Origin of the sequence: Sulfurimonas sp. HSL-3221 (genome assembly GCF_021044585.1) — a bacterium.
GTDB lineage: Bacteria > Campylobacterota > Campylobacteria > Campylobacterales > Sulfurimonadaceae > Thiomicrolovo > Thiomicrolovo sulfuroxydans.
In genome coordinates, this window is the sequence record NZ_CP087998.1 from 494,939 (window position 1) to 515,954 (window position 21,016).

Annotated in this window: 18 protein-coding genes; 9 read left to right on the forward strand and 9 right to left on the reverse strand. The window is 55.8% G+C overall.

What is annotated here, in order from left to right; all coding sequences use genetic code 11:
• The first annotated feature begins 80 nt into the window (after positions 1–80).
• The 3 genes from LOH54_RS02495 to LOH54_RS02505 are packed head-to-tail and all read left to right on the forward strand — an operon-like array spanning position 81 to position 3,734.
• Positions 81–2,129: an ATP-dependent helicase gene (locus LOH54_RS02495; protein ID WP_231020218.1), complete on the forward strand. Its 2,049-nt coding sequence runs from the start codon at positions 81–83 to the stop codon at positions 2,127–2,129.
• A 7-nt stretch (positions 2,130–2,136) separates the two neighbouring features.
• Positions 2,137–2,958, forward strand: coding sequence for a tRNA pseudouridine(55) synthase TruB (truB, locus tag LOH54_RS02500; protein ID WP_231020219.1), 822 nt, complete (start codon positions 2,137–2,139; stop codon positions 2,956–2,958).
• On the forward strand, positions 2,955–3,734 hold the full coding sequence (locus LOH54_RS02505; protein WP_231020220.1) for a 4-(cytidine 5'-diphospho)-2-C-methyl-D-erythritol kinase: 780 nt from the start codon (positions 2,955–2,957) through the stop codon (positions 3,732–3,734). The genes truB and LOH54_RS02505 overlap by 4 nt, the downstream gene beginning before the upstream one ends.
• Here LOH54_RS02505 and LOH54_RS02510 read toward each other — a convergent pair.
• Positions 3,712–4,746: a sensor histidine kinase gene (locus tag LOH54_RS02510; protein ID WP_231020221.1), complete on the reverse strand. Its 1,035-nt coding sequence runs from the start codon at positions 4,744–4,746 to the stop codon at positions 3,712–3,714. The genes LOH54_RS02505 and LOH54_RS02510 overlap by 23 nt on opposite strands.
• Before the next feature lie 121 nt (positions 4,747–4,867).
• On the opposite strand from LOH54_RS02510, the gene smpB reads away from it, so the two are divergent.
• Entirely contained in the window at positions 4,868–5,320 is a 453-nt protein-coding gene (smpB, locus tag LOH54_RS02515) for an SsrA-binding protein SmpB (RefSeq protein ID WP_231020222.1), read from the forward strand.
• A 218-nt stretch (positions 5,321–5,538) separates the two neighbouring features.
• Here the strand turns inward: smpB and LOH54_RS02520 are convergent, their stop codons facing one another.
• The 8 genes from LOH54_RS02520 to ffh form a co-directional block, all read right to left on the reverse strand.
• Complete coding sequence (locus LOH54_RS02520) at positions 5,539–5,874, reverse strand: hypothetical protein (RefSeq protein WP_231020223.1); 336 nt, start codon at positions 5,872–5,874, stop codon at positions 5,539–5,541.
• A gap of 77 nt (positions 5,875–5,951) precedes the next feature.
• Positions 5,952–6,308, reverse strand: coding sequence for a 50S ribosomal protein L19 (gene rplS, locus LOH54_RS02525; protein ID WP_231020224.1), 357 nt, complete (start codon positions 6,306–6,308; stop codon positions 5,952–5,954).
• Positions 6,298–7,002 (reverse strand): tRNA (guanosine(37)-N1)-methyltransferase TrmD, encoded by a 705-nt coding sequence (gene trmD / locus LOH54_RS02530; protein ID WP_231020225.1) that lies wholly within the window; start codon positions 7,000–7,002, stop codon positions 6,298–6,300. Before trmD ends, rplS begins: the two co-directional genes overlap by 11 nt.
• The gene (gene rimM, locus LOH54_RS02535; protein WP_231020226.1) at positions 6,999–7,544 is read right to left on the reverse strand and encodes a ribosome maturation factor RimM; all 546 of its coding nucleotides are present in this window, start codon (positions 7,542–7,544) and stop codon (positions 6,999–7,001) included. Before rimM ends, trmD begins: the two co-directional genes overlap by 4 nt.
• A complete protein-coding gene (locus LOH54_RS02540; RefSeq protein ID WP_231020227.1) occupies positions 7,525–7,764 on the reverse strand; it encodes a KH domain-containing protein in 240 nt (79 codons plus the stop codon). The genes rimM and LOH54_RS02540 overlap by 20 nt, the downstream gene beginning before the upstream one ends.
• A 2-nt stretch (positions 7,765–7,766) precedes the next feature.
• Complete coding sequence (rpsP, locus tag LOH54_RS02545) at positions 7,767–7,988, reverse strand: 30S ribosomal protein S16 (protein WP_231020228.1); 222 nt, start codon at positions 7,986–7,988, stop codon at positions 7,767–7,769.
• 297 nt (positions 7,989–8,285) lie between these two features.
• Entirely contained in the window at positions 8,286–8,834 is a 549-nt protein-coding gene (locus LOH54_RS02550) for a CARDB domain-containing protein (protein WP_231020229.1), read from the reverse strand.
• A gap of 122 nt (positions 8,835–8,956) precedes the next feature.
• A complete protein-coding gene (ffh, locus tag LOH54_RS02555; protein ID WP_231020230.1) occupies positions 8,957–10,303 on the reverse strand; it encodes a signal recognition particle protein in 1,347 nt (448 codons plus the stop codon).
• A 719-nt stretch (positions 10,304–11,022) separates the two neighbouring features.
• Here ffh and LOH54_RS02560 point away from each other — a divergent pair.
• From LOH54_RS02560 to LOH54_RS02580, 5 genes are all read left to right on the forward strand, one after another.
• Positions 11,023–13,044 (forward strand): hypothetical protein, encoded by a 2,022-nt coding sequence (locus LOH54_RS02560; protein WP_231020231.1) that lies wholly within the window; start codon positions 11,023–11,025, stop codon positions 13,042–13,044.
• A gap of 306 nt (positions 13,045–13,350) precedes the next feature.
• Complete coding sequence (locus LOH54_RS02565; protein ID WP_231020232.1) at positions 13,351–16,008, forward strand: Ig-like domain-containing protein; 2,658 nt, start codon at positions 13,351–13,353, stop codon at positions 16,006–16,008.
• Positions 16,009–16,065: 57 nt separating this feature from the next.
• Positions 16,066–17,301, forward strand: a complete 1,236-nt coding sequence (locus LOH54_RS02570) for an OmpA family protein (protein ID WP_231020233.1) — start codon at positions 16,066–16,068, stop codon at positions 17,299–17,301.
• A gap of 431 nt (positions 17,302–17,732) precedes the next feature.
• Complete coding sequence (locus tag LOH54_RS02575; RefSeq protein ID WP_231020234.1) at positions 17,733–19,760, forward strand: Ig-like domain-containing protein; 2,028 nt, start codon at positions 17,733–17,735, stop codon at positions 19,758–19,760.
• A gap of 56 nt (positions 19,761–19,816) precedes the next feature.
• Positions 19,817–20,992 (forward strand): OmpA family protein, encoded by a 1,176-nt coding sequence (locus LOH54_RS02580; RefSeq protein ID WP_231020235.1) that lies wholly within the window; start codon positions 19,817–19,819, stop codon positions 20,990–20,992.
• Positions 20,993–21,016 lie beyond the last annotated feature (24 nt).

Genomic DNA, 21,016 nt, shown 5'->3' on the forward strand with positions numbered 1-21,016 from the left:
ATGCGAAAAGTGTCATCAAACAATGAGAGCTTAAAAAATTATTGATATAATAGATTAACCTAAAAACACGAAAAATAGAGATGGAACAAATTTTCAAAAACCTCAACGAGCAGCAGGCCGAAGCCGTCAAGAAGATCGATGGTCCCTTATTGATCCTTGCGGGCGCGGGCAGCGGCAAAACGACGACCATTACCTCGCGGCTTGCCTACCTGCTGGACGTTGTCGGGATCCCGGCGAGCAACACGCTGACGCTGACCTTTACCAACAAAGCGGCCAAGGAGATGCGCGAACGTGCCCTGGCGATGATCGACGCGAAAAGCTACCCGCCGCTGCTGTGCACCTTCCACAAGTTCGGCCTGCTCTTTTTGAAGTTCCATATCCACCGGCTGGGGCGGGAGAACAACTTCGTTGTCATCGATACGGATGACAAGAAGCGGATTCTGAAAAAGCTTGCCGGCGACCTCCCGATGCCCCTCGTGGCCAGCGAGATCTCCCGCTATAAGAACTCCCTGATTACGCCGGAAGAGGCGCATGCCCAGGCGGAGCAGAAGAACTACGAACAGATCGCAAAGGTGTACAAGGAGTACGAGGCGTACCTGGTGGAGAACAACCTGGTGGACTTTGACGACCTGATTGCCCTGACGTACAAACTGCTCGATGAACACCTGGAGCTGGCCGAAGAGACGAGCAAGCGCTACCAGTACATTATGATCGATGAGTACCAGGATACGAACGAACTGCAGTTCAAGCTGCTCCAGAAGCTTTGCAGTGCGCACAACAACCTCTGCGTGGTCGGGGATGACGACCAGAGCATCTACGGCTGGCGCGGGGCGCACGTGCGCAACATCCTGGAGTTTGACCAGGACTTCCAGGACGCCATGGTCGTCAAACTCGAGCACAACTACCGTTCGCGTACGCCGATTCTGACCGTTGCCAACGCGCTGATCGAGCATAACCGCTCCCGCCTGGGCAAGACGCTGCTGCCGACCCGGGGCGAAGGGGATGACGTCAAGATGCTCTCTTCGAATGACGAAAACGAGGAGGCGAGCAAGATCTCTCTGCAGATCAATAAACTGATCGGCGAAGGGATACGCCCCAACGAGATCGCCGTGCTCTACCGCATCAATGCGCTCAGCCGCTCCCTCGAGGAGGGGCTCAACCGCGCCGGGATCCCCTACAAGCTCGTCGGCGGGCTGCGCTTTTACGACCGTGCCGAGATCAAGGACCTGATCAGCTACCTGCGCGTCATCACCAACCACCACGACAACTTCTCGATGAAACGCATCATCAACAAGCCCAAGCGGGGCATAGGCAAGGCGTCCATCGACAAGCTGGAGCTGGCTGCCATGGAGCAGGAGCGTTCCCTATACGATCTTATCCGCCTCAGCAGCACGGCCGAGCTCGAGGCCCTGGTGCGCAAGAAAAACACGACGACCCTCAAACAGTTCATCAGCGAGCTGGAGCAGATGCGCGCGATCGCGGACGAGTCGCTCTACAGTTTCGCCGAGCGTCTTGACGAGATCTTTAAGATCAAGGCCTTCTACGAAGCGATGCCCGACGGCACCGAGAGGGTGCAGAACATCGACGAGTTCTTCGGGCTTTTCCGCGACTTTATCAAGCAGAACCCGGAGGCGAGCCTGGACGCGTTCCTGAACGAGGTCTCCCTGCAGAGCGAACAGGACCAGGTCGAAGGGGAGAGCATCTACATTATGAGTATCCACGCCTCCAAGGGGCTGGAGTTCGAACACCTCTTCATCATCGGGCTCGAAGAGGGGTTCCTCCCCCTTGTCGGGGACGGCAGCGACCTGGAGGAGGAGCGCCGCCTGGGCTACGTCTCCTTTACGCGCGCCAAAGATACGCTGACGCTGTCGCACGTGCAGAGCCGCTACTACAAGGGGCGCCGTACCGAACTGGAGAAGAGCCGCTTCTTCGGCGAAGCGGGACTGTGCGAAAGCTCGCTGAAGATCGAGAAGAACACGGCGTTCAAAAAAGGGGACCTCGTCCGCCACAAGATCTTCGGCGCCGGGCGGGTCATAGGCGTGAGCAAGGCCGGGCGCGAATTCAAGCTCAACATCAACTTCGGCGGCAACAAGCGGGAGATCCTCGCCTCTTTTGTCGAACGCCTCTGATACGTCTATGAACCGACTTTTTGTTGCTTATAAGCCCTCCGGGCTCAGTTCCAACCAGTTCCTGCGGACCCTCAAACGCAAGTACGGGGTGAAAAAGGCGGGCTATTCGGGGACCCTCGACCCCTTTGCGAAGGGGGTGCTTATTATCGCCTTCGGCAAATACACCTCACTTTTCCGCTTTCTCGATAAAACCCCCAAGCGCTACCGGGCGACGCTCTGGCTCGGGGCGCACTCCGATACCCTCGATATCGAAGGGGTCGAACGCATCGACGACGTCGCGCCGCTGCCGGAAACAAAGGTCCGGGAGGCCGTCGAATCGCTGCAGGGGGAGCAGGCCTACCCGCCGCCGATTTTCAGTGCCAAACGGATCAACGGGAAGCGCGCCTACGATCTGGCACGGGCGGGCATCCCCTTTGAGCTGGAGACGATCCGCTCAAAGGTCTATGACGTCAAGCTGCTGCACTACTGCCACCCCTTTGTGACCTTCGAGGCAACGGTCTCCGAGGGGACCTATATCCGTTCGCTCGGACGGCTCGTGTACGAGCGGCTCGGCCTCGAGGGGGGATCACTCAGTATGCTCGAGCGTCTTTGCGAGGGGCAGTTCGTCTACGAGGGGGAGAAGCCCCTCGATATCCGCGGCGCGCTGCGGGTTCCACCCATCGAATACCGGGGGGAGTGGCGCAAAATCACCCTGGGGCAGCCGCTGACGCGCGACGAGTTCGCCCCCGGCGAGGACGGCATCTACCGGGTCGACGACGGGCGGGAGCTCTCGATCTTCTCCTTCGACGCCGAGGGCGTGCATTACGTGTTGAACAAGGTGGCATTATGAAACATTACAAGGCACCGGCGAAGGTAAACATCTTCTTGAAGATCACAGGCAAGCGCGGGGAGTACCACGAGATCCTCTCGCGCTTTATGGTGGTGGAGCAGCTGCACGACCTGCTCTACTTCTTTCCCAAGGAGGAGGAGGAGGAGTTCGTCATCGACGGCGATTTTGCCTGTACGACGGAGCAGAATACGATCTACAAAGCCTACCGTGCCCTGTTAGAGGCGACAGGGTCGACGGAACTCGAGCGGCTGATGCAGACCCACGGCATTGCCGTCAACAAGCACATTCCCGCCTTTGCGGGCCTGGGCGGGGGCAGTTCGGACGCGGCGACATACCTGAAGATGTGCAACGAGGTGCTGCACCTGGGGCTGGACGTCAGCGAGCTGGCCGCAATCGGGGCAAAAGTAGGGGCGGACGTCCCCTTTTTCGTTTACGGCTATCCGAGCGCAAACATCTCGGGCATCGGCGAGATCGTCGAGCCCTTTGCGGAGGCGCCGCTGCAGCTCGAGACGCGCACGCCGCCGATCGAGATCAGCACCCCGGCCGTCTATAACCGCTTCCGGGAGGGCTTTTACAAGGAGCTCTCCGACGAGGCCTATGACTACTATGCACAGACCGATTCGAAAACGCTGCTCTTGGAGCTGAGCGCCGACGACGCGAACGACCTTTTCGAACCGGCGCTGTCGCTCTACCCGGAGCTCAAAGAGCATTTCCGCCACGGCTGGTTCTTCTCCGGCAGCGGCAGCAGTTTTTTCAGGCCTGTCCCTCCGGCATAGGCGCTACCGCCACGAGCCGGCAGTGCTCGGAGTAGGGAAGGAAGATACTGAAGGTCGTTCCCGTCTTGGAGGTGTCGACGGCGATGGCGCCGGCAAAGATCTTTTCGATGATCTGGCGGCTCATGTGCAGCCCGATACCGCTCCCTTTCATCTGTTTCTTTGTCGTGAAGTAGGGGTCGAAGATCTTCGGTTTGACCTCGGGGGCGATGCCGGGGCCGTTGTCCGACACCGTAATGGTCATCCCTTCCCCGTTCTTGTTGAACAAAAGCGTGATCTGTTTGGATGGCGTGTCATAACCCTCCAGGGCGTCTTTGGCGTTGCTGATGAGGTTCAGCAGCACCTGCGAGATGGCGGTCGCGATCTCCAGATGGTTGGCCTCCAAGGCATCGGTTTTTTCAACCCGCAGCGTGATGCGGGCGCCTTTGAGCAGCGGGGCGACGATCCCCTCCATCTCCGAAACGATCTGTTTCAGGGGCAGGATCTTCGTCGGGGCCCGGTTTTGGAAAAAGGAGCGGAAGTCTTCGATAGTATCAGAGAGATAGAGGGTGTTCTGCTCAATCGTTTCAAAGGCCTGGTCCAGGGTCTCATCGTCGAGCTTCCCCGTTGCCTGGGCGAGCTTGAGTGACAGGAGGGTGAGGTTGACGGCGTTGAGGGGCTGGCGCCACTGGTGGGAGATGTTTGAGAGCATCTCACCCATCAGGACGAAGCGCTCCTGTTCGAACAGGAGCAGATCTTTCGCGTGGTTTTTTTCGATCTCCTCTTCGAGCGCCGTTTTGTAGCGCTCCATGCGCAGCATCAGGTTGAGGACGGCGGAGAGGATCGTCGGGGTCAGCAGCAGAGGCATCAGAATGGAGAGAAACGCGACAATGGGAAGCAGCTCGCCCATAAAAAGATAGAAGATACCGCCTGCCAGGACGAAGGAGACGGTGGTCGAAACCAGGGTGGCCCATATGATGATTGTTGTCGGGCGGTAGCGGCTGATTTTGTCGAATAAACGGGCAAAAAGATTCATAAGAAATTATAGGGGCAGATTGATTAAAACTAGATCGCGGCTCGAGAGGTTATTGGCGCGATAATTGGCGGCAGAGCGGCGGTTTCTGCTATGATTGCATCACTGATTTAAAGGACTGCGAGTGGGCGAAACGATTGCCAAAAACAAAAAAGCCTATCATGACTACGAGATCCTCGAAAAATTCGAAGCGGGGCTTGTGCTCAAGGGCAGCGAAGTCAAAGGGATTCGGGCCGGACGGGTCAATCTCAAAGACAGCTTTGTCAAGATCGTCAGAGGCGAGGCTTTTTTGTTCAATGCCCATATCGGACGGCTGGAGACGACGCACCACTACTACGGTCACGAGGAGCGCGGCAGCCGGAAGCTCCTGCTGCACAAAAAAGAGATCGCCAAGCTGATCGCCGCCGTCGAAAAAGAGGGGCACACTATTGTCCCGCTGCAGCTCTATTTCAACCGAAAGAACATTGTCAAGATCCAGATCGCCATCGCGCGGGGTAAAAAGCTGCACGACAAGCGCGCCGACATGAAAGAGAAAGATATGAAGCGTGATATCGAACGGGCGCTCAAAGACTATTAGCAGCTTTTTATCGGCTTGTACAGAGCCGTGTTTTCCGAGATTATTTGTGTTTTGTTCCCTTTCTTCTTTGTGCGCACAAAGAAGAAAGGGAACCCGAAAGAAGAAAGTGCGACAAGCTGCCGCTTTCGGGACACTCCACTCTCTAGTGATCCGCTCGACACGCTAACTATCGTTTATGACTCAAAAGAAGAAATTTCTGCTACTGCTTCCTTGTTGTATTATCCCGCGGCTCGCATGACCTCAATCAGGGTGATGAGTATGGCGACGACGGCGGAAGCGATGGCGACCCTGTCCGCTCTTTTTATGGCCTTGTAGATGCGTTCGAGTTCGGGGTCGTCGAGGTCGGCGAATTTGTGGGCGCGGATGTATTTGACCGCTTCGCGGAAGCGGGGGTCGCCGAACTGGATGTTCCAGCGGGGGCGTCCCATGGCCTCATAGCGTGCAGGATGGTGGTCGCGCAGGCGGTTCAGAAAGGCGTTTGTCTCCAGCAGTTGCTTCAGTACGGCGATGATGAAGAGGGCGGTGGCGGTGATGAAAAACAGGTTAAGTGTCATACGGATTCCTTTTGCAGGAAGCAGTTGGTGGTAAATAGGGAGTGGGGAAGTGTGTTGGGTGTGAAGGGCGTCCGCAATTACTTGCGGAGCTCTTTGATACGTGCAGATTTACCGGCACGGTCGCGCAGGTAGAAGAGTTTCGCACGGCGTACACGTCCGCGGCGAAGTACTTTGATCTCGTTGATGCTGTCGCTGTAGATCGGGAAAACACGCTCGATACCGATACCGTTGGCACCGATTTTACGAACTGTGATGGTTTTACCCGTTCCCTGACCGCGCATTGCGATACATACACCCTCGTAGTTCTGAACACGAGTTTTGTCACCCTCTTTAATGGTAACAGCGAGGCGTACGGTATCACCGGCGCGGAATTCTGGGACGTTCTTTTCAGCGACTTGAGCATTTTCGAAATTTTCGATGTATTTATTTCTCATACAATGTCCTTTTTCTATGCCTTTTAAGCTGCTCAGGCCTGAAGAATTTAGTCTTGCATTCTGACAAGGCAATTTTGAGTGCCGCAATTTTACTGTGGTTTCCCTTTAAGAATTCTGATGGCACGCCCATATTCTCAAAAAGCGGGGGCTTTCCGTAGGATGGGGCTTCCAGCAGGTGGGTCTCAAAGCTTTCCGTCTCCAGCGACTCGCTGTTTCCGAGTACGCCTTCGAGGTTGCGGGCAATGGCATCTGTCATCACCAGCGAGGGCAGCTCCCCGCCGGTCAGGATGTAATCACCGATACTGAAGAGTTCGTCCGCAAAGGTCTCGATGACCCTTTCGTCTATGCCTTCGTAGCGGCCGCTGACAAATGCGACATGGCTTTTCTTGGCAAGGCGTTTGGCGTCGTTCTGCACAAACGGTTTGCCGACAGGGGTTGCGAAAACGATATGGACGTCCGGATCGTTTTCACGGAGTTGTTTCAGGGTGTCGAAGAGCGGCTGCGGGGTCATGACCATCCCGGCCCCGCCGCCGACGGCGGTGTCGTCGACCTTGCCGTGCTTGTTCGTCGTAAAGTCGCGCGGGTTGAGGTAGGAGACGTTGAACAGTCCCTTCTCCTGTGCCCGCTTGAGGATGGAGTCCTGGAAATATCCCTCGATCAGGTTGGAGAAGAGGGTGACATAGGTAAAAGTCACGACTCCTCCAAGATGGCCATCGCGCCGTGTGCGGTGATCAGGGCCGCATCGGTATCGACGCTTTCGACGAAGGGCGGCTGTTTGGGAAGCAGGAACTGCTTGGGCAGCCGCTGCTTTGTCAGCGCTTCGTCGGTCTTGATCTGCAGGTAATCAACCGCGCCGATGCGCTCGATCTCCAGCACCTTGCCCAACGTCACACCGTCTTCCGTGACCGTGCAGCCGATCAGGTCGAACCAGAAGTGCTCCCCCTCATCGAGGTGGCACATTTCGCGGGTACGGCCGTAGGTCGTGTAGAGCATGACGTTGGTGAAGCGTTTGGCGTCTTCGGGGGTGTCGATGCCTTCGAGTTTGACCAGTTCGCGCTCCATGTTGACCGTTTCAAACCGCAGCGGGGTACGCTCTTTGGTATAGAAGGTCTCGCCGGGGATGAACTGTTCGGGAAAATCGGTGAAGAGGTGCAGCTTCATTTCGCCGTGCAGGCCGACGGTGCGGCCCAGCGTGGCGATATGCAGCAGCCGGTCGTTATTCTGCCGCTTCGACATTGATGCGGTAGCTTTTGCCGTCTTTGGCCTTGCAGCCGGAGATGACGGTTTTGATGGCGCCGATCATTTTGCCCTCTTTGCCGATCAGCTTGCCGATATCGGCGCCGTTGGCATAGAGGACAATTTCGGCCATATCGTCACCTTCGAACATCTCGACGCGGATGTCCTCGGGATAGGAGGCGATGAGACGTGCGTATTCGGCGACGAAATCGGTGACCATGATTACTTGCCGGTGATCTTTTTGACGCGGTCGCTCATTGTCGCGCCGACGCCGATCCAGTAGTTCAGACGCTCTTCGTCGATCTTCTGCTCTTTGGTCATCGGGTTGTACCAGCCGATCAGTTCGATCCAGCCGCCGTCACGGCGTTTGCGGGAGTCAGTAACCGCAACGCGGTAGAAAGGCTGTTTTTTGCGTCCCATACGGGTAAGACGGATTGTTGTCATTGTTCGTTCCTTCGATAAATAATAAGGTGAATGGTTTTCGGGAAGGTCGGAAAAAGAGGGTAGTGCAGCGGAACGATGAAGGAGTCACTCAACAATGGATACCGCGGCCTCTAACCGTCTTATCGGAGACGTTCCGTGCAAACCGTTCGGGTATGCGATACGCCAATGTCACAGAGGTATTGTTCATAAGCGTAAAACGATGGCGGGATTATAGCGAATAATTCGGGATTGCACAAGGGCGGGGCCACCCCCGCTTCATTTGGCGAAGGGCACGCACTCCTGGATGGCGGTGCATTCTCAGGGTCTCGGCTCTATCCTGATCTCTATTTCGTCGGCATTGTTGTTTTCATTGCGCTCTGCGATGGCATGCCCTGCATCGGCAATGACTTTGACGTAAAGCACGTCAGGCGTACCTTTGACCCTGCCGTAGATGATGTGCTGTGTGAGGGACTCCCCGGGTTCAAGGTTTTTCGTCACCCAGATGGTCTTCTCCTTGTGCACGGGGCCGGAGTAGCCGTACCTGAACTGGACCGTGATCTTGAACTTTTTGCGGCTGTGCCCGTCATAGGCAAAAACGTTTTCGATGGTGGCGTCCAGTTCAAGGGGTTCGTTGACGTAGAGCTTGCGGACATGACTCAGTATGGTGCCGCCTCGTTGGGTATAGGCCGTGATACCGGTCACCGTCAGGTCCGGTTTTTCGACAGGCTGCTGGGTAGAGGAGGGGGGCACGATTTTCTGGGGCACCTTGGTCGAGACGGCGGGGCGCTGTATCTGCACCTGGGGCTCTATGGCAAATGCGGCGAGCGGCAAGAGAAACAGGGGGAGGTAAAGAGGGCGTGTACGCATGATCTCTCCTTGTGGGAAAATGCACGAAGATGTGACCATTATAACAGTTTCGCTGCGACGGAAGAAATCGATAAAAAGGGTGAAGGCAGGAAGCGCCGCATGCAAACGAAGCGGCGGGGGTATCAGCGCGGGAACTTGCCGCCCTGCATCTGGCTCATCATGTTCTGCAGATCCTGCATCCCTTTTTTGCCGGAGAATTTCTTGGCCATCTTTGCGGCGTTTTTGAACTGCTTGAGGATACGGTTGACGTCCATCTGGTCCATCCCGGCCCCTTTGGCCAGACGCTGCTTGCGGCTGTTGTTGAGCAGGTCGGGGTTCTCGCGCTCTTTGGGGGTCATGGAGCTGACCAGCGCCTTGATCTGTTTGAGTTCCTGGGAGTTCTCCAGGTCGAAGTCCTTGAGCGCCTTGGACATGTCCCCCATGCCCGGGATCATCCCCAGCAGGGATTTCATGGAGCCGAGCTTCTTCATGCTCTCCATCTGCTCGAGGAAGTCGTTGAAGTTGAACTGCCCCTTCTTGATCTTCTGGGTCAGTTTTTTCGCCTGCTTCTCATCGATGACGCTTGAGGCCTTCTCTGCCAGCCCCTCGATGTCCCCCAGTCCCATCAGGCGGTTGACGATGCGGTCGGGGAGGAAGATTTCGAGGTCCGCCATTTTTTCACCGGCACCGATAAAGCGCAGCGGCACCTGAACCTGAGAGGCGATGCCCAGCGCGACGCCGCCTTTGGCGTCACCGTCGTATTTGCTCAGGATCACTCCGTCGATCCCGATCTGCTCTTTGAAGCTCTGGGCGGTGCGGACGGCATCCTGCCCTGTCATGGAGTCGGCGACGTAGAAGATCTCGCTCGGCTTGGCGGCGTCGCGGACCTGCTTGAGCTCCGTCATCAGCTCCTCGTCGATGGCCAGGCGTCCGGCCGTATCGACGAGCACGACGTCGTAGAGGTTGCTTTTTGCTTTGGCCATGGCCGCCGTGACGACCTCCACCGGGTTCTTGGTCGCCTCGTCTTCATACAGGTCGACGCCGATCTGCTCCGTGATCTGGCGGAGCTGTTCGACGGCGGCCATACGCTGCAGGTCCGCCGCGACGATGAGGACCTTCTTCTTTTTCTGCTCTTTGAGGTAGGTGGCGAGTTTCCCCGTCGTCGTCGTTTTTCCCGAACCCTGAAGGCCGGTCATCAGGATGACGGTGGGGGGATTTGCCGCAAAAACGAACCCCTGGTGCCCTTCGGTTTTCAGCAGGTCGTGCAGGGTGAAGCGCATCGCGTCAAGGAACTGGTCCTTGCCGATACCGGCTTTCTTCGTATCCAGTTCGACGCGGTCGATAAGCTCTTTGACAACCTTGTGATGGACATCGGCTTTGAGCAGCGCTTTTTTCAGTTCGACAAGCGCTTTCTTCAGCGCCTTTTCATCGTCGTGGAAGCGGATCTTTTTAATGGCGGACGTAAACGAATCCGTCAGGGTATCAAACACGGGTGCTCCTTATGCTCTGCGTCGCAAAGCTGTTCAATCAATAATATATGGGTGCGATATGAGTGAAGGCGCATTATAGCGAAACACCCTTTGCAGGATGTTTGATACGCTGCGTGCTTACCATATATAGCAGTATGTGACTGCCCTCTATGGTAGCTGTTGAAAAGGGCCTCCGACGCTTCTGCCGGTATCGCTAAGGGGAAAATACAAATTTCTAATATCCATATTTTTACAAATAAGTACAAACGGAAAAAGTTAATAAAAAAAAATTATTAGAAATAAATTGAAGTGAGCGCATATTATACACCGTAAAAAACCAAAATACAACATTTATAAGAAAAAGTTTTATTAAGTATTCTTTTTTTTTCTTTAAATGTGAAAAAAAGTAACAGCTGTAACAGGTTGAATAACGGATTTTTGAATATATGTAGGGCAACATCGCCTAGAGAATGGCATAATTTTCTTACCGCAACTCGAAAGTACAATTTGGCGTCAGGATTTTCAGTCAATTGCACTCATTTGGGAAAGGGTAAGAGGTGGCATCGGTAAGGGCTGAATGTCGCTGAGTGTTACATTACTTGTTGGCCGAGGCGAGCCGTATGGGATGGTGCTTCATCTCCAAACGGTTTTGGGCGGGTTGAACTGATCCGTAATCTGGGATCTGCATGGACTGCTATTGTGCATTACAGATTTCTATCACAATATATAAGGAAAAAACAATGAAACAATCACTACGTGGCGTTCGGGGTATTATGATGTCAAGTGCCGTGGGGGCGGCACTTCTGCTTTCTGGATGTGGTTCATCAACCTCCACAACAGCGACATCAGGTACCGTAGTCGGTGCCGAGCAGGCAACGGCACTTGTCGGCACGCTTGAATGTGTGCTTGGTACGGCTACCGGCACGCTGACCAATGTTCTTAGCGCAGCTGATCTCAGCATCCTTACTTCCATCCCGCTCGACCTTGCCTCTGTTGCCAATGCGATGGTGGAACTCGGACTGACAACAACGGGTGTGACTGTCGGCGCTATGCTGGAGACAAGCGTATCTCTTAGCAATGTACTCGATATCATCGGCCTCGTCGGCGGCACGCCGGACGTTCTGGCAATCGTTGCCTCTATTAAAGATGCACTGGACCCGGCTACACTGCTGCAGACACTGCCGCTGGGCGACCTGCTGAGCGTTGCACCGAGCCTGCTGACACAGGTCATTGGCACGCTTGTTGATACGACTGCCGGTGTCGCAGAGACAGGGATCGATGCTCTGACCTTCCTGGATGATACGGTCATGGGTGTCGGTTACGATATCGCTGCCTGTATCCCGCAGCTTGAGCCTGTCGTTGCAACGCTCGACTGTGCGACAAACAGCGTACTGGGCGGTGCAACACTGACAGCAGAAAACCTGAAAACACTTGCGGTTGCCCTGCCGCTCGGCGACCTGCTCGGTGCCGTTCAGAGTTTGACAGGCCTGGCGGATACCGCGACACTCTCTGACCTTCTCGCCGCTCCGCTTAGCGCAGGCGACCTCCTCGGTATCCTTGGTTCACTGACCGGTGATCCGCAATCCGTCCTTTCAGATCTGACAGGCGCACTTGATCCGTCCCAGCTGACGAACATGCTGAGCCTCGGCGACCTTATCGTTGCACCGCAGGAACTCCTCGGTACGACACTCGGCACCCTGCCGGCAACCCTGCTGACAACGACAACGGGTCTGCTCGGTACGGTCGAAGGTCTGCTTGCTCAGGTGACAGGCGACCTGACATCTTGTCTGGATCCGAACCTGCTGGTCGGTTCACTGACAAGTCTGCTCGGTGCGCTCCCGCTGAATGGCGGCGCGCTTCCGCTGGATCCTGCAGGGCTTCTGAGCCTGGTCAGTGCTGACACGACGATCAATGACATTATCGCTGCGGCGAAAACACTGCCGGTCCTCAACGCGCTTCCGCTCGATGAGCTGATGGCGACGAAACTGAGCATCGCCCAGCTGATGGATATTATCAATGCACTGCCGATCCCTGCACCGGTATCTACTGTGCTGACAACAGTATTGGGTGCCGTGCCGGATCTGAACCTGCCGGCACTTTCACTGAACGACATCCTTGCGCTGCCGGGTGAAGTTCTGCCATTCGGTATCGATCCGATGGATACAAGCATCAACGGCCTCCTGACGACATCTGTCAACATGCTGGCCCTGCTGGAATCCGTAGCGCACGGTCTGAATGCTGAAGGAACAGCCTTCCTGCTCAACGCCGGTGTTGTTATGCCTGTTGTTACAACGATCGACAAGCTCGGCGGGTATGCGATCCTCGGTGGTCTGATGACCAACGTGCCGTACCTGACGCAGACACTGCCGCTGGGTGACCTGACAGGTCTGCTTCTGAACGGTGCGACTCCGACCGATCTTGGTGATCTCAGCAACCTGGTCGGTACGATCCTGGGCAGCGGTGATCCGACCGGTGCGCTTACAAGCATCCTGAGCACGCTGACAGGTGCATCTTCCGGTGATCTCCTCGGCCTGCTCGGCGGGGACCTGCTGGGTTCACTGACCGGTACGCTCTCGGATCTGCTCAACAGCCTTGGCGGCAACCTCCTCGGCGACCTGCTGACAACACTGACAAGCCTGCTCGGCGGAGCTGATGCCTCTGCGATTACTGACCTGCTCGGCGGCCTGACAACAGATCCGACTGCACTGCTGCAGACGCTGCTTGGCCTGCTCAACGCTCAGGGCCTTGCCCTCCCGCTCTAAGCACCTCTTACCATCCTTTCGCAGCGCTGGCTGCGAACAGGATACACTGCAAAACTCTAACTTTTAATCACCCAAAACATAGTATTTCAACAGTGGATTTTCAAGGGTTTTCCCAACAATCCCGATAGTTTTCATATAATATATTTTGAATTATTTTTTACTGTTATTACTATCATAAATACTATGTTTTGATTCAGCTTTCTGTGATATTATTGATTGAATTCTTCCGCGATATTCTGTCGCGGGGATTGTGGCGGGAAGCGGCCTTAACCGAGATAAAAAGCTTCAAAAACGAAGGAGTGTAAAATGCAATTGTTTTTGCAAACGAAGAAGGGGTTGGCACTCTTCCTCGGCATGGCGATGATGTTCATGCTGGCGGGATGCGGTGCAGACAGTGCCTTTGACAACAATGTCAAGGGTAGTGGTCTTGAGGTGACCGTTTCGCCTGCCGACGGGGCAACGGACGTTTTCCTCAATACGGACATTACGGGAACGTTTAATAAGGATCTCCAGCAGGCAACGTTGATCGAGGGGACAACGTTTTACCTGCTGGACCCGAACGACAGCATGGTGCCGGGGTCGTGGTCATACCTGAACAAGGTACTGCGCTTCAAGCCCGATGCTAATCTGACGGCGAACACCACCTACCGGTTCGTCATTACGAACGGCATCAGAGCGACGGACTACTCCCGTCTGGGCGGTGACGTCGTCACGCAGTTCACGACCGGAACGGGTCTGGGGCTTAACGTCACGCTCAATCCGCAGCAGGGCGACAGCAATGTCTCGCTCAATCCCAATATCACCGCGACGTTCAACGAGCCGGTGGATCTTTCAACAGTCGATGGCAATAGCTTCTATCTGCTCGATGGAAACAGCGTGAAAGTACCGGTGACGAAGATCGACCACACCGATGATAACACGACGTTGATCTTGAAACTTGCTTCCAACCTGGCGCCGTTCAGTACTTACACCACCGTCGTGACGACGGCTGTGTCGGCACCGAACGGACATACGCTCGCCGCTAACGAGACGGCCATGTTCGTGACGGGCAACTGGCTGCGCCTTGCCGTGACGATCATGCCGTCCGACGGTACGACAGGTGTGCCGATCAACACGATGGTAACCGCCACCTTCAACAAACCGATGGATCTGTCGACGCTCAATTCGGGCAATATCTACCTGATGGATGAAAACGGCACCCACGTTCCGGGTACGCTGCATACGGCAACGGATGCGAGCGGCAATACGGTCGTGACCTTTATCCTCGATCCAGGTACGACGCTGGTTCCGAACAGCGATTACACCTTCATGGTCGAAAACGACGTGACGTCCCTCGACGGCGAACAGCTGGGTACGGATGAGACATCGACCTTCACGACGGGCACCCAGACTGAGCTGCAGGTCTACATCGTCCCGATGGATGGCGCGACAGGCGTTCCGGTCAGTGACGATATCGTCGCCTACTTTAACGAGGACGTCAACGAGACGACCCTTGATGCCGCGACCTTCTATCTTGAAAATAGCGGCGGCGGCCTGCTGCCGGGTACGATCGGCTATGACAGCGGCAACTATATCGCCGTCTTCAACCCGGATGCGAACCTGACGGCGTACAACACCTACACCTTTACGGTGACAACGGGGGTTGCGGCGGTCAACGGCGACACACTTGCCAGCGACGTGAACTCAACATTCACAACCGGCAACCTGATCCGCGTCATCGATGCGGCCGTCTTCAGTATGGGCACTACTGCCGTGGCAGCCGATACAAACGAATCGGCCCTCAACGGTGTCACGGGCAATCTGCTCGGGACAAATATTTCCCTGGGCGTCGATGGCGTGCAGGGACTGGTTGCGGCGACGATCAACTACGAGGGACTGGTGGCCGCACTCAGCGGGGAAACCAATTCGACGACGGTACAGGAGCTCGTGGACAGTAACGTCAGTCTGACGACACTGCTGCAGATTATTTCCGATCAGATGCCGGCAGGACCGGGTAAAGATGCTGTGGATCAAATTGCGCAGGCTGTGGCTGACCAGGGCCTTGATCAGCCGGTAGCTATCGGGGACCTGTTGCAGTTCCCTGATAGTGTTCTCCCTGCGAATGTGACAGATGTTCTGGCCATGGATGGTATTTCGGCGGCAGAGGCGAATGTGGTCTCTGTGTTGAGTTCGGTTAATGCTGCACTGGCTCCGATTACACAAAGTGTTATCGAGATTCCACTCTCCATTCCGGGATTGACTGACGGTAACAGCACGCTTCGTGCGCAGCTGGTGAGTCCGCCGACAATTGCGCTGATGGTTCCGGGGGATACGATCCGCGCTTCCCAGGCAAGAATTCAGCTGAAGCTTACACTGACCGGTTCGGCGCTTACAGACCTGTTGTCGCTGCTTGGGCTCGGCACAGATGCGATCCTCAATATCCCGCTGTATATCGTGCTGGGTGCCGCTGAAGGCAACTTGACTACGCTTTCTGTTGACGATGTCGCGATGGCGGTACAGAACGGGCTTGCCTCAATCTACCTCGGGACGATTCCGGATGATCAGTTCTTCTCCGATCAGCCATTGACGGCTGACAGTTTCGCACCGGTAGACCTTATCAATCTGCTTGGGCTTGCAACCGTGACTGCCAAGGCGTATGCTGTCGGGGATTCGAACAATACGACGATGCACTTCTTGCCGATCAATGTACCGCAGATGGAGAGTGCCTTCGCACCGTTGGGAGATACGACAGGCTCATTGCTGGGAACATTGACAAGCAACCTTGAGCTGCAGGTGACACTGCTTGGCCTTCCGTTGCTTGATGTCAGCGCGCTTGCAGGGGCGTTGAGCGATCTGCTTGTGAACACGCTTGCACCGGCGTTGTCGCCGATCCTGAATATGCTGAGTGGCGCGCTCGGAGCGTATAGCGGTCAGGCCGATGTCACGATGCTGAGTCTGATCGAGCACTATATCGAGCAGCCGTAACAGATAGAATAGAGAATGAAAACGGGGCCATGCCCCGTGAAAAGAAGGATAATAATAATGAGAAGATATTCATTGGCAGCGGCAGCGCTTTTGCTCACCACTGCGGCGTATGCTGATTTCCCGGCGAAACGCATTGCCTTCCCGGGGTTCTATATCGGGGGCAATGTCGGTTACGCGACCGGCCGGGTAAATGAGACCGATACGGCCGAGGAAGCGTGTAACGGCGATCCGGCCTGTACCGTGATCAACTCCACCATTGACGAGAACGCTTTCGGACTGAAGCTGTTCGGAGGTTACCTCTTTAACGACTTCTTCGCCATTGAAGGGGGCTATTTCAACCTCGGCGAGCTTTCGTTCAAACACGATACGAGTACGGGGGAGACCTATAAAGGTACCGCGAAGACGCAGGGGCTCAATGCCGACGTGGTCGGACACCTTCCGATCCTGTCCCAGCTGACCGCCTTTGCACGCCTCGGTGTGATGTATGCCGAAGTCAGCAAAGACTACTCCTACAGTGGCGGCACGCTCTATGTCAATGGCGTCGCGAAAGACATGAGTCCCAGCCAGTGGGGTGCGGGCCTGAAAGTCGGCCTGGGCGTGCAGTATGACTTCACACCCCGCCTCGGTGTCCGCGGCGAATGGGAAGGCTACCACATGGAGGAGGACGCTTCCAATTCCGGTCTCGATATGAGCCTCTGGTCCGTCGGTGTCGTCTACCGCTTCGGAGAAGATCCGAACGCACCGGTCCCGCCGCCGGAGCCGGAAAAAGTCGTCGTGGTCAAAGAGGTCCCGGTCCCGGCCGAACCTGTTGTTGTCGAAAAAGTCGTCGAGAAAGAGGTCGTCAAAGAGGTGCCGTCGGAACCGGTCATCATCCGGAAGCCGGTTGAACGCGTCGTCCTGGCGACGGATGCACTCTTCGACTTCAACAAGGCTATCGTGAAACCGGAAGGTAAAGCTGCGATCAGAGACCTCGTGGTCAAACTGCAAAAAGACGACAAGCTGATCGTAACGGGCCATACGGACAGCATCGGTTCTGAGCTGTACAACCTCAAACTGTCACAGCGCCGTGCCGACGCGGTCAAGAACGAACTGGTCATCAACGGCATCGACGCCGACCGTATCGAAACGAAGGCCAAAGGGGAGAGCGATCCCGTCGCGACGAATGCGACCGATGAGGGGCGCGCGCAGAACCGCCGCGTTGAAATCGACATCATCGCTGCGCCGAAAGAGCCGGGGGAAGAGATCACACCGCCGGCGGATGAAGTTACCCTCCCCGCAGGGGAAACGAAGTAACGACACACCTGCATTCAAGGAAGGAGCTCCCCGGAGCCTCCTTCATCCCTAGAACTCTCCGAACCTTTTAACGACAACACATCATCGCTTTCTATCCTGTTTCTTGCAATCAGCATGCTGCGTGACAGGTATGCCCGCCTCAGACATTGCTGCAAAGCATATTTTTAATATTTGACGATAAAACATGACTTTTTTGCATAAAGTTTTATAAATAAAGAATATGTTCTTGATAATTTTTTGATAAATACACATAAAATAATGAAAAAATGTATTTTTTGATTTATATTAAGTCTCATGAAGATATGATTCATTTCGTTAGAAATGAGATGTCAGTGGGATGGAGGGGAAAAGTGTCACCTTCTCTCGCGGGAAGAGGTGAACGCTGTCGGTCAGGCGGTACGGCGTTTTTGATGAATCATAAGGAGTAATTGGTGAAGACGTCTAAGTATAAGTGGGGGCTGGCCGGCATCCTTGGCATGGCAATGGTGTTGATTTTAGCCGGGTGCGGACGCGACAGCGCGTTTGACGACAATGTCAACGGTGGTGAACTTCAGGTGACGGTTGATCCGTCCGAAGGAGCGGTCAATGTGCCGATCAACAAGCTGATCACGGCGAAATTCAACAAAGAGATGAATGTATCGACCGTGAACGATTCGACATTCTATCTGCTGGATGAGAACGGCACCAAAGTCTCCTCGACGATCAAATTCTACGGTACGGATACCAAGCTCTTTACCTTGACGTCCAATGCGGATCTTGTGATGGATTCGAATTACACCGTCTATGTCACAAGGGGAGTCAAAGCGAGTGACGGCTACCTCCTCGCGGCGGACAATATCATCCGTTTCCGTACGGGCACGCTGAAATATCTGCAGGTCACGGTCCTGCCCAATGACGGCGACACCAACGTCTCCATCGGCGTACATATCCTGGGGAATTTCAATGAAGCGGTCAATACGGCGACACTGAACAGTACCAACGTCTATCTGCGCGAGAGCAACGGTAGCTTTGTCAACGGGACGATCAACTACAGCGATGTCGGCGATGATCACCTCATGACCTTCACGCCGTCGGTTCCGCTTGATTACAATGCGACGTATACCTTCACGATCAAGCAGCCGGTGACGTCTCTCACCGGACTGCAGCTGGAATATGACAGCGTGAACAGCTTTACGACAGGGCCGATGAAGGTGGTCCAGGCGGCTGTCTTCTCTATGGCGTCGACTCCGGTAACGGTTGACACGAACAATTCCGAGGTACTCGGCAGTGTGCTCGGCGGTCTGTTGGGGACGCAGGCATCGGTGGACCTCCTGGGGTCCGGGGGGCTGGCCGGCGTTAGCCTCGGCTTCCCCAAACTGGTCTCGGACCTTGTCGATGTCGTGTCGGCATCAACGGTCGAAGACCTGGTCGACAGCAATGTGACGCTCGACGCGATGCTGAGGCTCATTGCCGATGAGCTGGAAGGGCTCGATGCCGCCGAGGCACATCAGCTCGTGACCGATCTGAGGGCAGAGGTCAACGCCTCCGGTCTCAGCGATACGCCGATCAGTGTGGGCAGTCTGCTCCAGTTCCCGGTCGATACGCTGCCGATGCAGGTGAATGATGTGCTGTCGATGACGGGCCTCTCCGCGGCGCAGCTGAGTGTTCAGTCGCTGTTGGGCGGCATCAACCAGGCGCTTGCGCCGGTACTGAACGCCCCGATAGAGGTACCGCTCTCCCTGCCGCTTCTGACGGATGAAAGCAGCGGCCTGAAACTCCAGGTCATTACACCGCCGGCAATCGCCGTGATGAAAGAGGGCGATACGATCCACTCCGCATCGACACGTCTGCAGCTTAACCTCAAAGTCGGGGGCATCCTGGGGGATCTTCTCGGAGCGCTGAATACGTCGCTGGACGGCGAAGGAGCAGTGAGTGCCGACCTTATCAACCTGCCGCTTTACCTTGAGCTTGGCTCGTCGGAGGCTAACCTGACGGTCCTGAACAACGACGAGATCGCCATGAATGTTCGCAACGGATTGGCCACACTTGTGATTGGTACAATCCCCGAAGATCAGTTCTTCTCGCAGCAGCCGATTTCGCCTGAGGATGTCGGCAGCGCCGATCTCGTCAATCTCCTGGGGCTGGTGAAGATCACCGTGAAGGCCTATGCATCGGGCGTGGCTGACAGCGGCGGAATCAACTTCCTGCCGGTCGATATGCAGCAGATGCAGAGTGTTTATGCACCGACGGGGTCGACAACGGGCGCACTGCTCAATACGCTGGTAAGCAATCTGGAACTGACAATCAATCTGCTGGGCATCCCGATTGATGTGAGTGGGCTGCTTGGAAGCCTGCTCGACCCGCTGCTGTCGATTCTGCTGCCGCTGCTGTCACCGCTGCTTGACTCGGTCACAGGACTGCTGGGAGCAAGTATCGGCAAGGCGGACGTGACCATGATGAGTCTGATATACGGGAACTAGAGAGTTCTGAAAAATAACGGGGTACGCGTCCCGGGAACGGAAGGAAAGAAATGAAAATGAAACGGATAGCCGCGACGGCGGCTCTCGTCGCGGTGGCGGTGCAGGGGCAGGCGGTCGAACGCATCGCGATGCCCGGGCCTTACCTCGGGGTAAATCTCGGATATGCGACCGGTTCGGTCTCCATCTCCACGACCGAACAAGAGGTGTGCCAGGGAGACCCGACCTGTTATGTGGCAAATTCGACGGCAGACGAGGAGGTGTTCGGCGTCAAAGCCTTCGGCGGTTACCTCTTCAATCAGTACTTTGCTGTTGAAGGGGGGTATTTTAACCTGGGTGAACTCTCGTTCAAGGATGTCACCAATACCGGAGAGGTCTATAAAGGCAAGCTCTCGGGACAGGGGATCAACATGGACGGGCTCGCCCACCTCCCGCTCCTTAACGCCCTCACCGTCTTTGCCCGTATCGGGGTGCTGTACGCGGGGATGAGCAAGAACTACACCTACAGCGGGGGCACCCTGCTCGTCAACGGCGCGCCCAAAGATATGCATGTGACCGAATGGGACGTCGGCTACAAGCTCGGTGCCGGCGTGCAGTACGATTTCACCCCTGCCCTCGGCGTACGCGCTGAATGGGAAGGGTATCACCTCGCCGAAGCCGGGTCCAGGTCCGATTACGACGTGAACCTCTACTCTCTGGGGGTTGTTTACCGATTCGGCATCCCAGAGCCGGAACCCGAAAAGATCGTCGTGGTCAAAGAGGTACCGGTCCCCGGCGAGGGCACGGTTCTGGAAAAAGAGGTCGTCAAAGAGGTGGAAGTCGTCAAGAAGGTCGAGGTCATCAAAGAGGTACCCAAGCCTGTTATCATCAAAAAACCGACAGAGCGTGTGGTCCTGGCATCGGATACCCTCTTCGATTTCGACAAGTCCATTGTGAAGCCGCAGGGCGATGCCGCGCTGAAACAGCTCTCCGGAAGGCTGCAGAAAAATGACCGCCTGGTCGTTGTCGGCCATACGGACAGCGTCGGGACGGAAGTGTACAATATGAAACTCTCGCAGCGCCGCGCGAATGCCGTCAGAAGCAAGCTCGTCGCCCTCGGTATTTCGCCGAGAATGATCGAAACCCGTGCGATGGGCGAAAGCCAGCCGGTGGCGACGAACGCGACCGACGAGGGGCGTACCGCGAACCGCCGTGTCGAGATCGAGGTCTACGCCGCTCCCAAAAAAGAGCTGTAGGCTTCCCGCCGCTTCCGCGTGCGG

Bases quoted from the DNA above. Each gene is read 5' to 3' on its own strand.
- LOH54_RS02505 (WP_231020220.1), top strand. From the start codon at position 2,955: ATGAAACATTACAAGGCACCGGCGAAGGTAAACATCTTCTTGAAGATC.
- rplS (WP_231020224.1), bottom strand. From the start codon at position 6,308: ATGAGAAATAAATACATCGAAAATTTCGAAAATGCTCAAGTCGCTGAA.
- LOH54_RS02580 (WP_231020235.1), top strand. From the start codon at position 19,817: ATGAAACGGATAGCCGCGACGGCGGCTCTCGTCGCGGTGGCGGTGCAG.
- LOH54_RS02520 (WP_231020223.1), bottom strand. From the start codon at position 5,874: ATGACACTTAACCTGTTTTTCATCACCGCCACCGCCCTCTTCATCATC.
- LOH54_RS02510 (WP_231020221.1), bottom strand. From the start codon at position 4,746: ATGAATCTTTTTGCCCGTTTATTCGACAAAATCAGCCGCTACCGCCCG.
- LOH54_RS02560 (WP_231020231.1), top strand. From the start codon at position 11,023: ATGAAACAATCACTACGTGGCGTTCGGGGTATTATGATGTCAAGTGCC.
- LOH54_RS02570 (WP_231020233.1), top strand. From the start codon at position 16,066: ATGAGAAGATATTCATTGGCAGCGGCAGCGCTTTTGCTCACCACTGCG.
- LOH54_RS02540 (WP_231020227.1), bottom strand. From the start codon at position 7,764: ATGGTCACCGATTTCGTCGCCGAATACGCACGTCTCATCGCCTCCTAT.
- LOH54_RS02550 (WP_231020229.1), bottom strand. From the start codon at position 8,834: ATGCGTACACGCCCTCTTTACCTCCCCCTGTTTCTCTTGCCGCTCGCC.
- LOH54_RS02565 (WP_231020232.1), top strand. From the start codon at position 13,351: ATGCAATTGTTTTTGCAAACGAAGAAGGGGTTGGCACTCTTCCTCGGC.
- rpsP (WP_231020228.1), bottom strand. From the start codon at position 7,988: ATGACAACAATCCGTCTTACCCGTATGGGACGCAAAAAACAGCCTTTC.
- truB (WP_231020219.1), top strand. From the start codon at position 2,137: ATGAACCGACTTTTTGTTGCTTATAAGCCCTCCGGGCTCAGTTCCAAC.
- rimM (WP_231020226.1), bottom strand. From the start codon at position 7,544: ATGTCGAAGCGGCAGAATAACGACCGGCTGCTGCATATCGCCACGCTG.
- LOH54_RS02495 (WP_231020218.1), top strand. From the start codon at position 81: ATGGAACAAATTTTCAAAAACCTCAACGAGCAGCAGGCCGAAGCCGTC.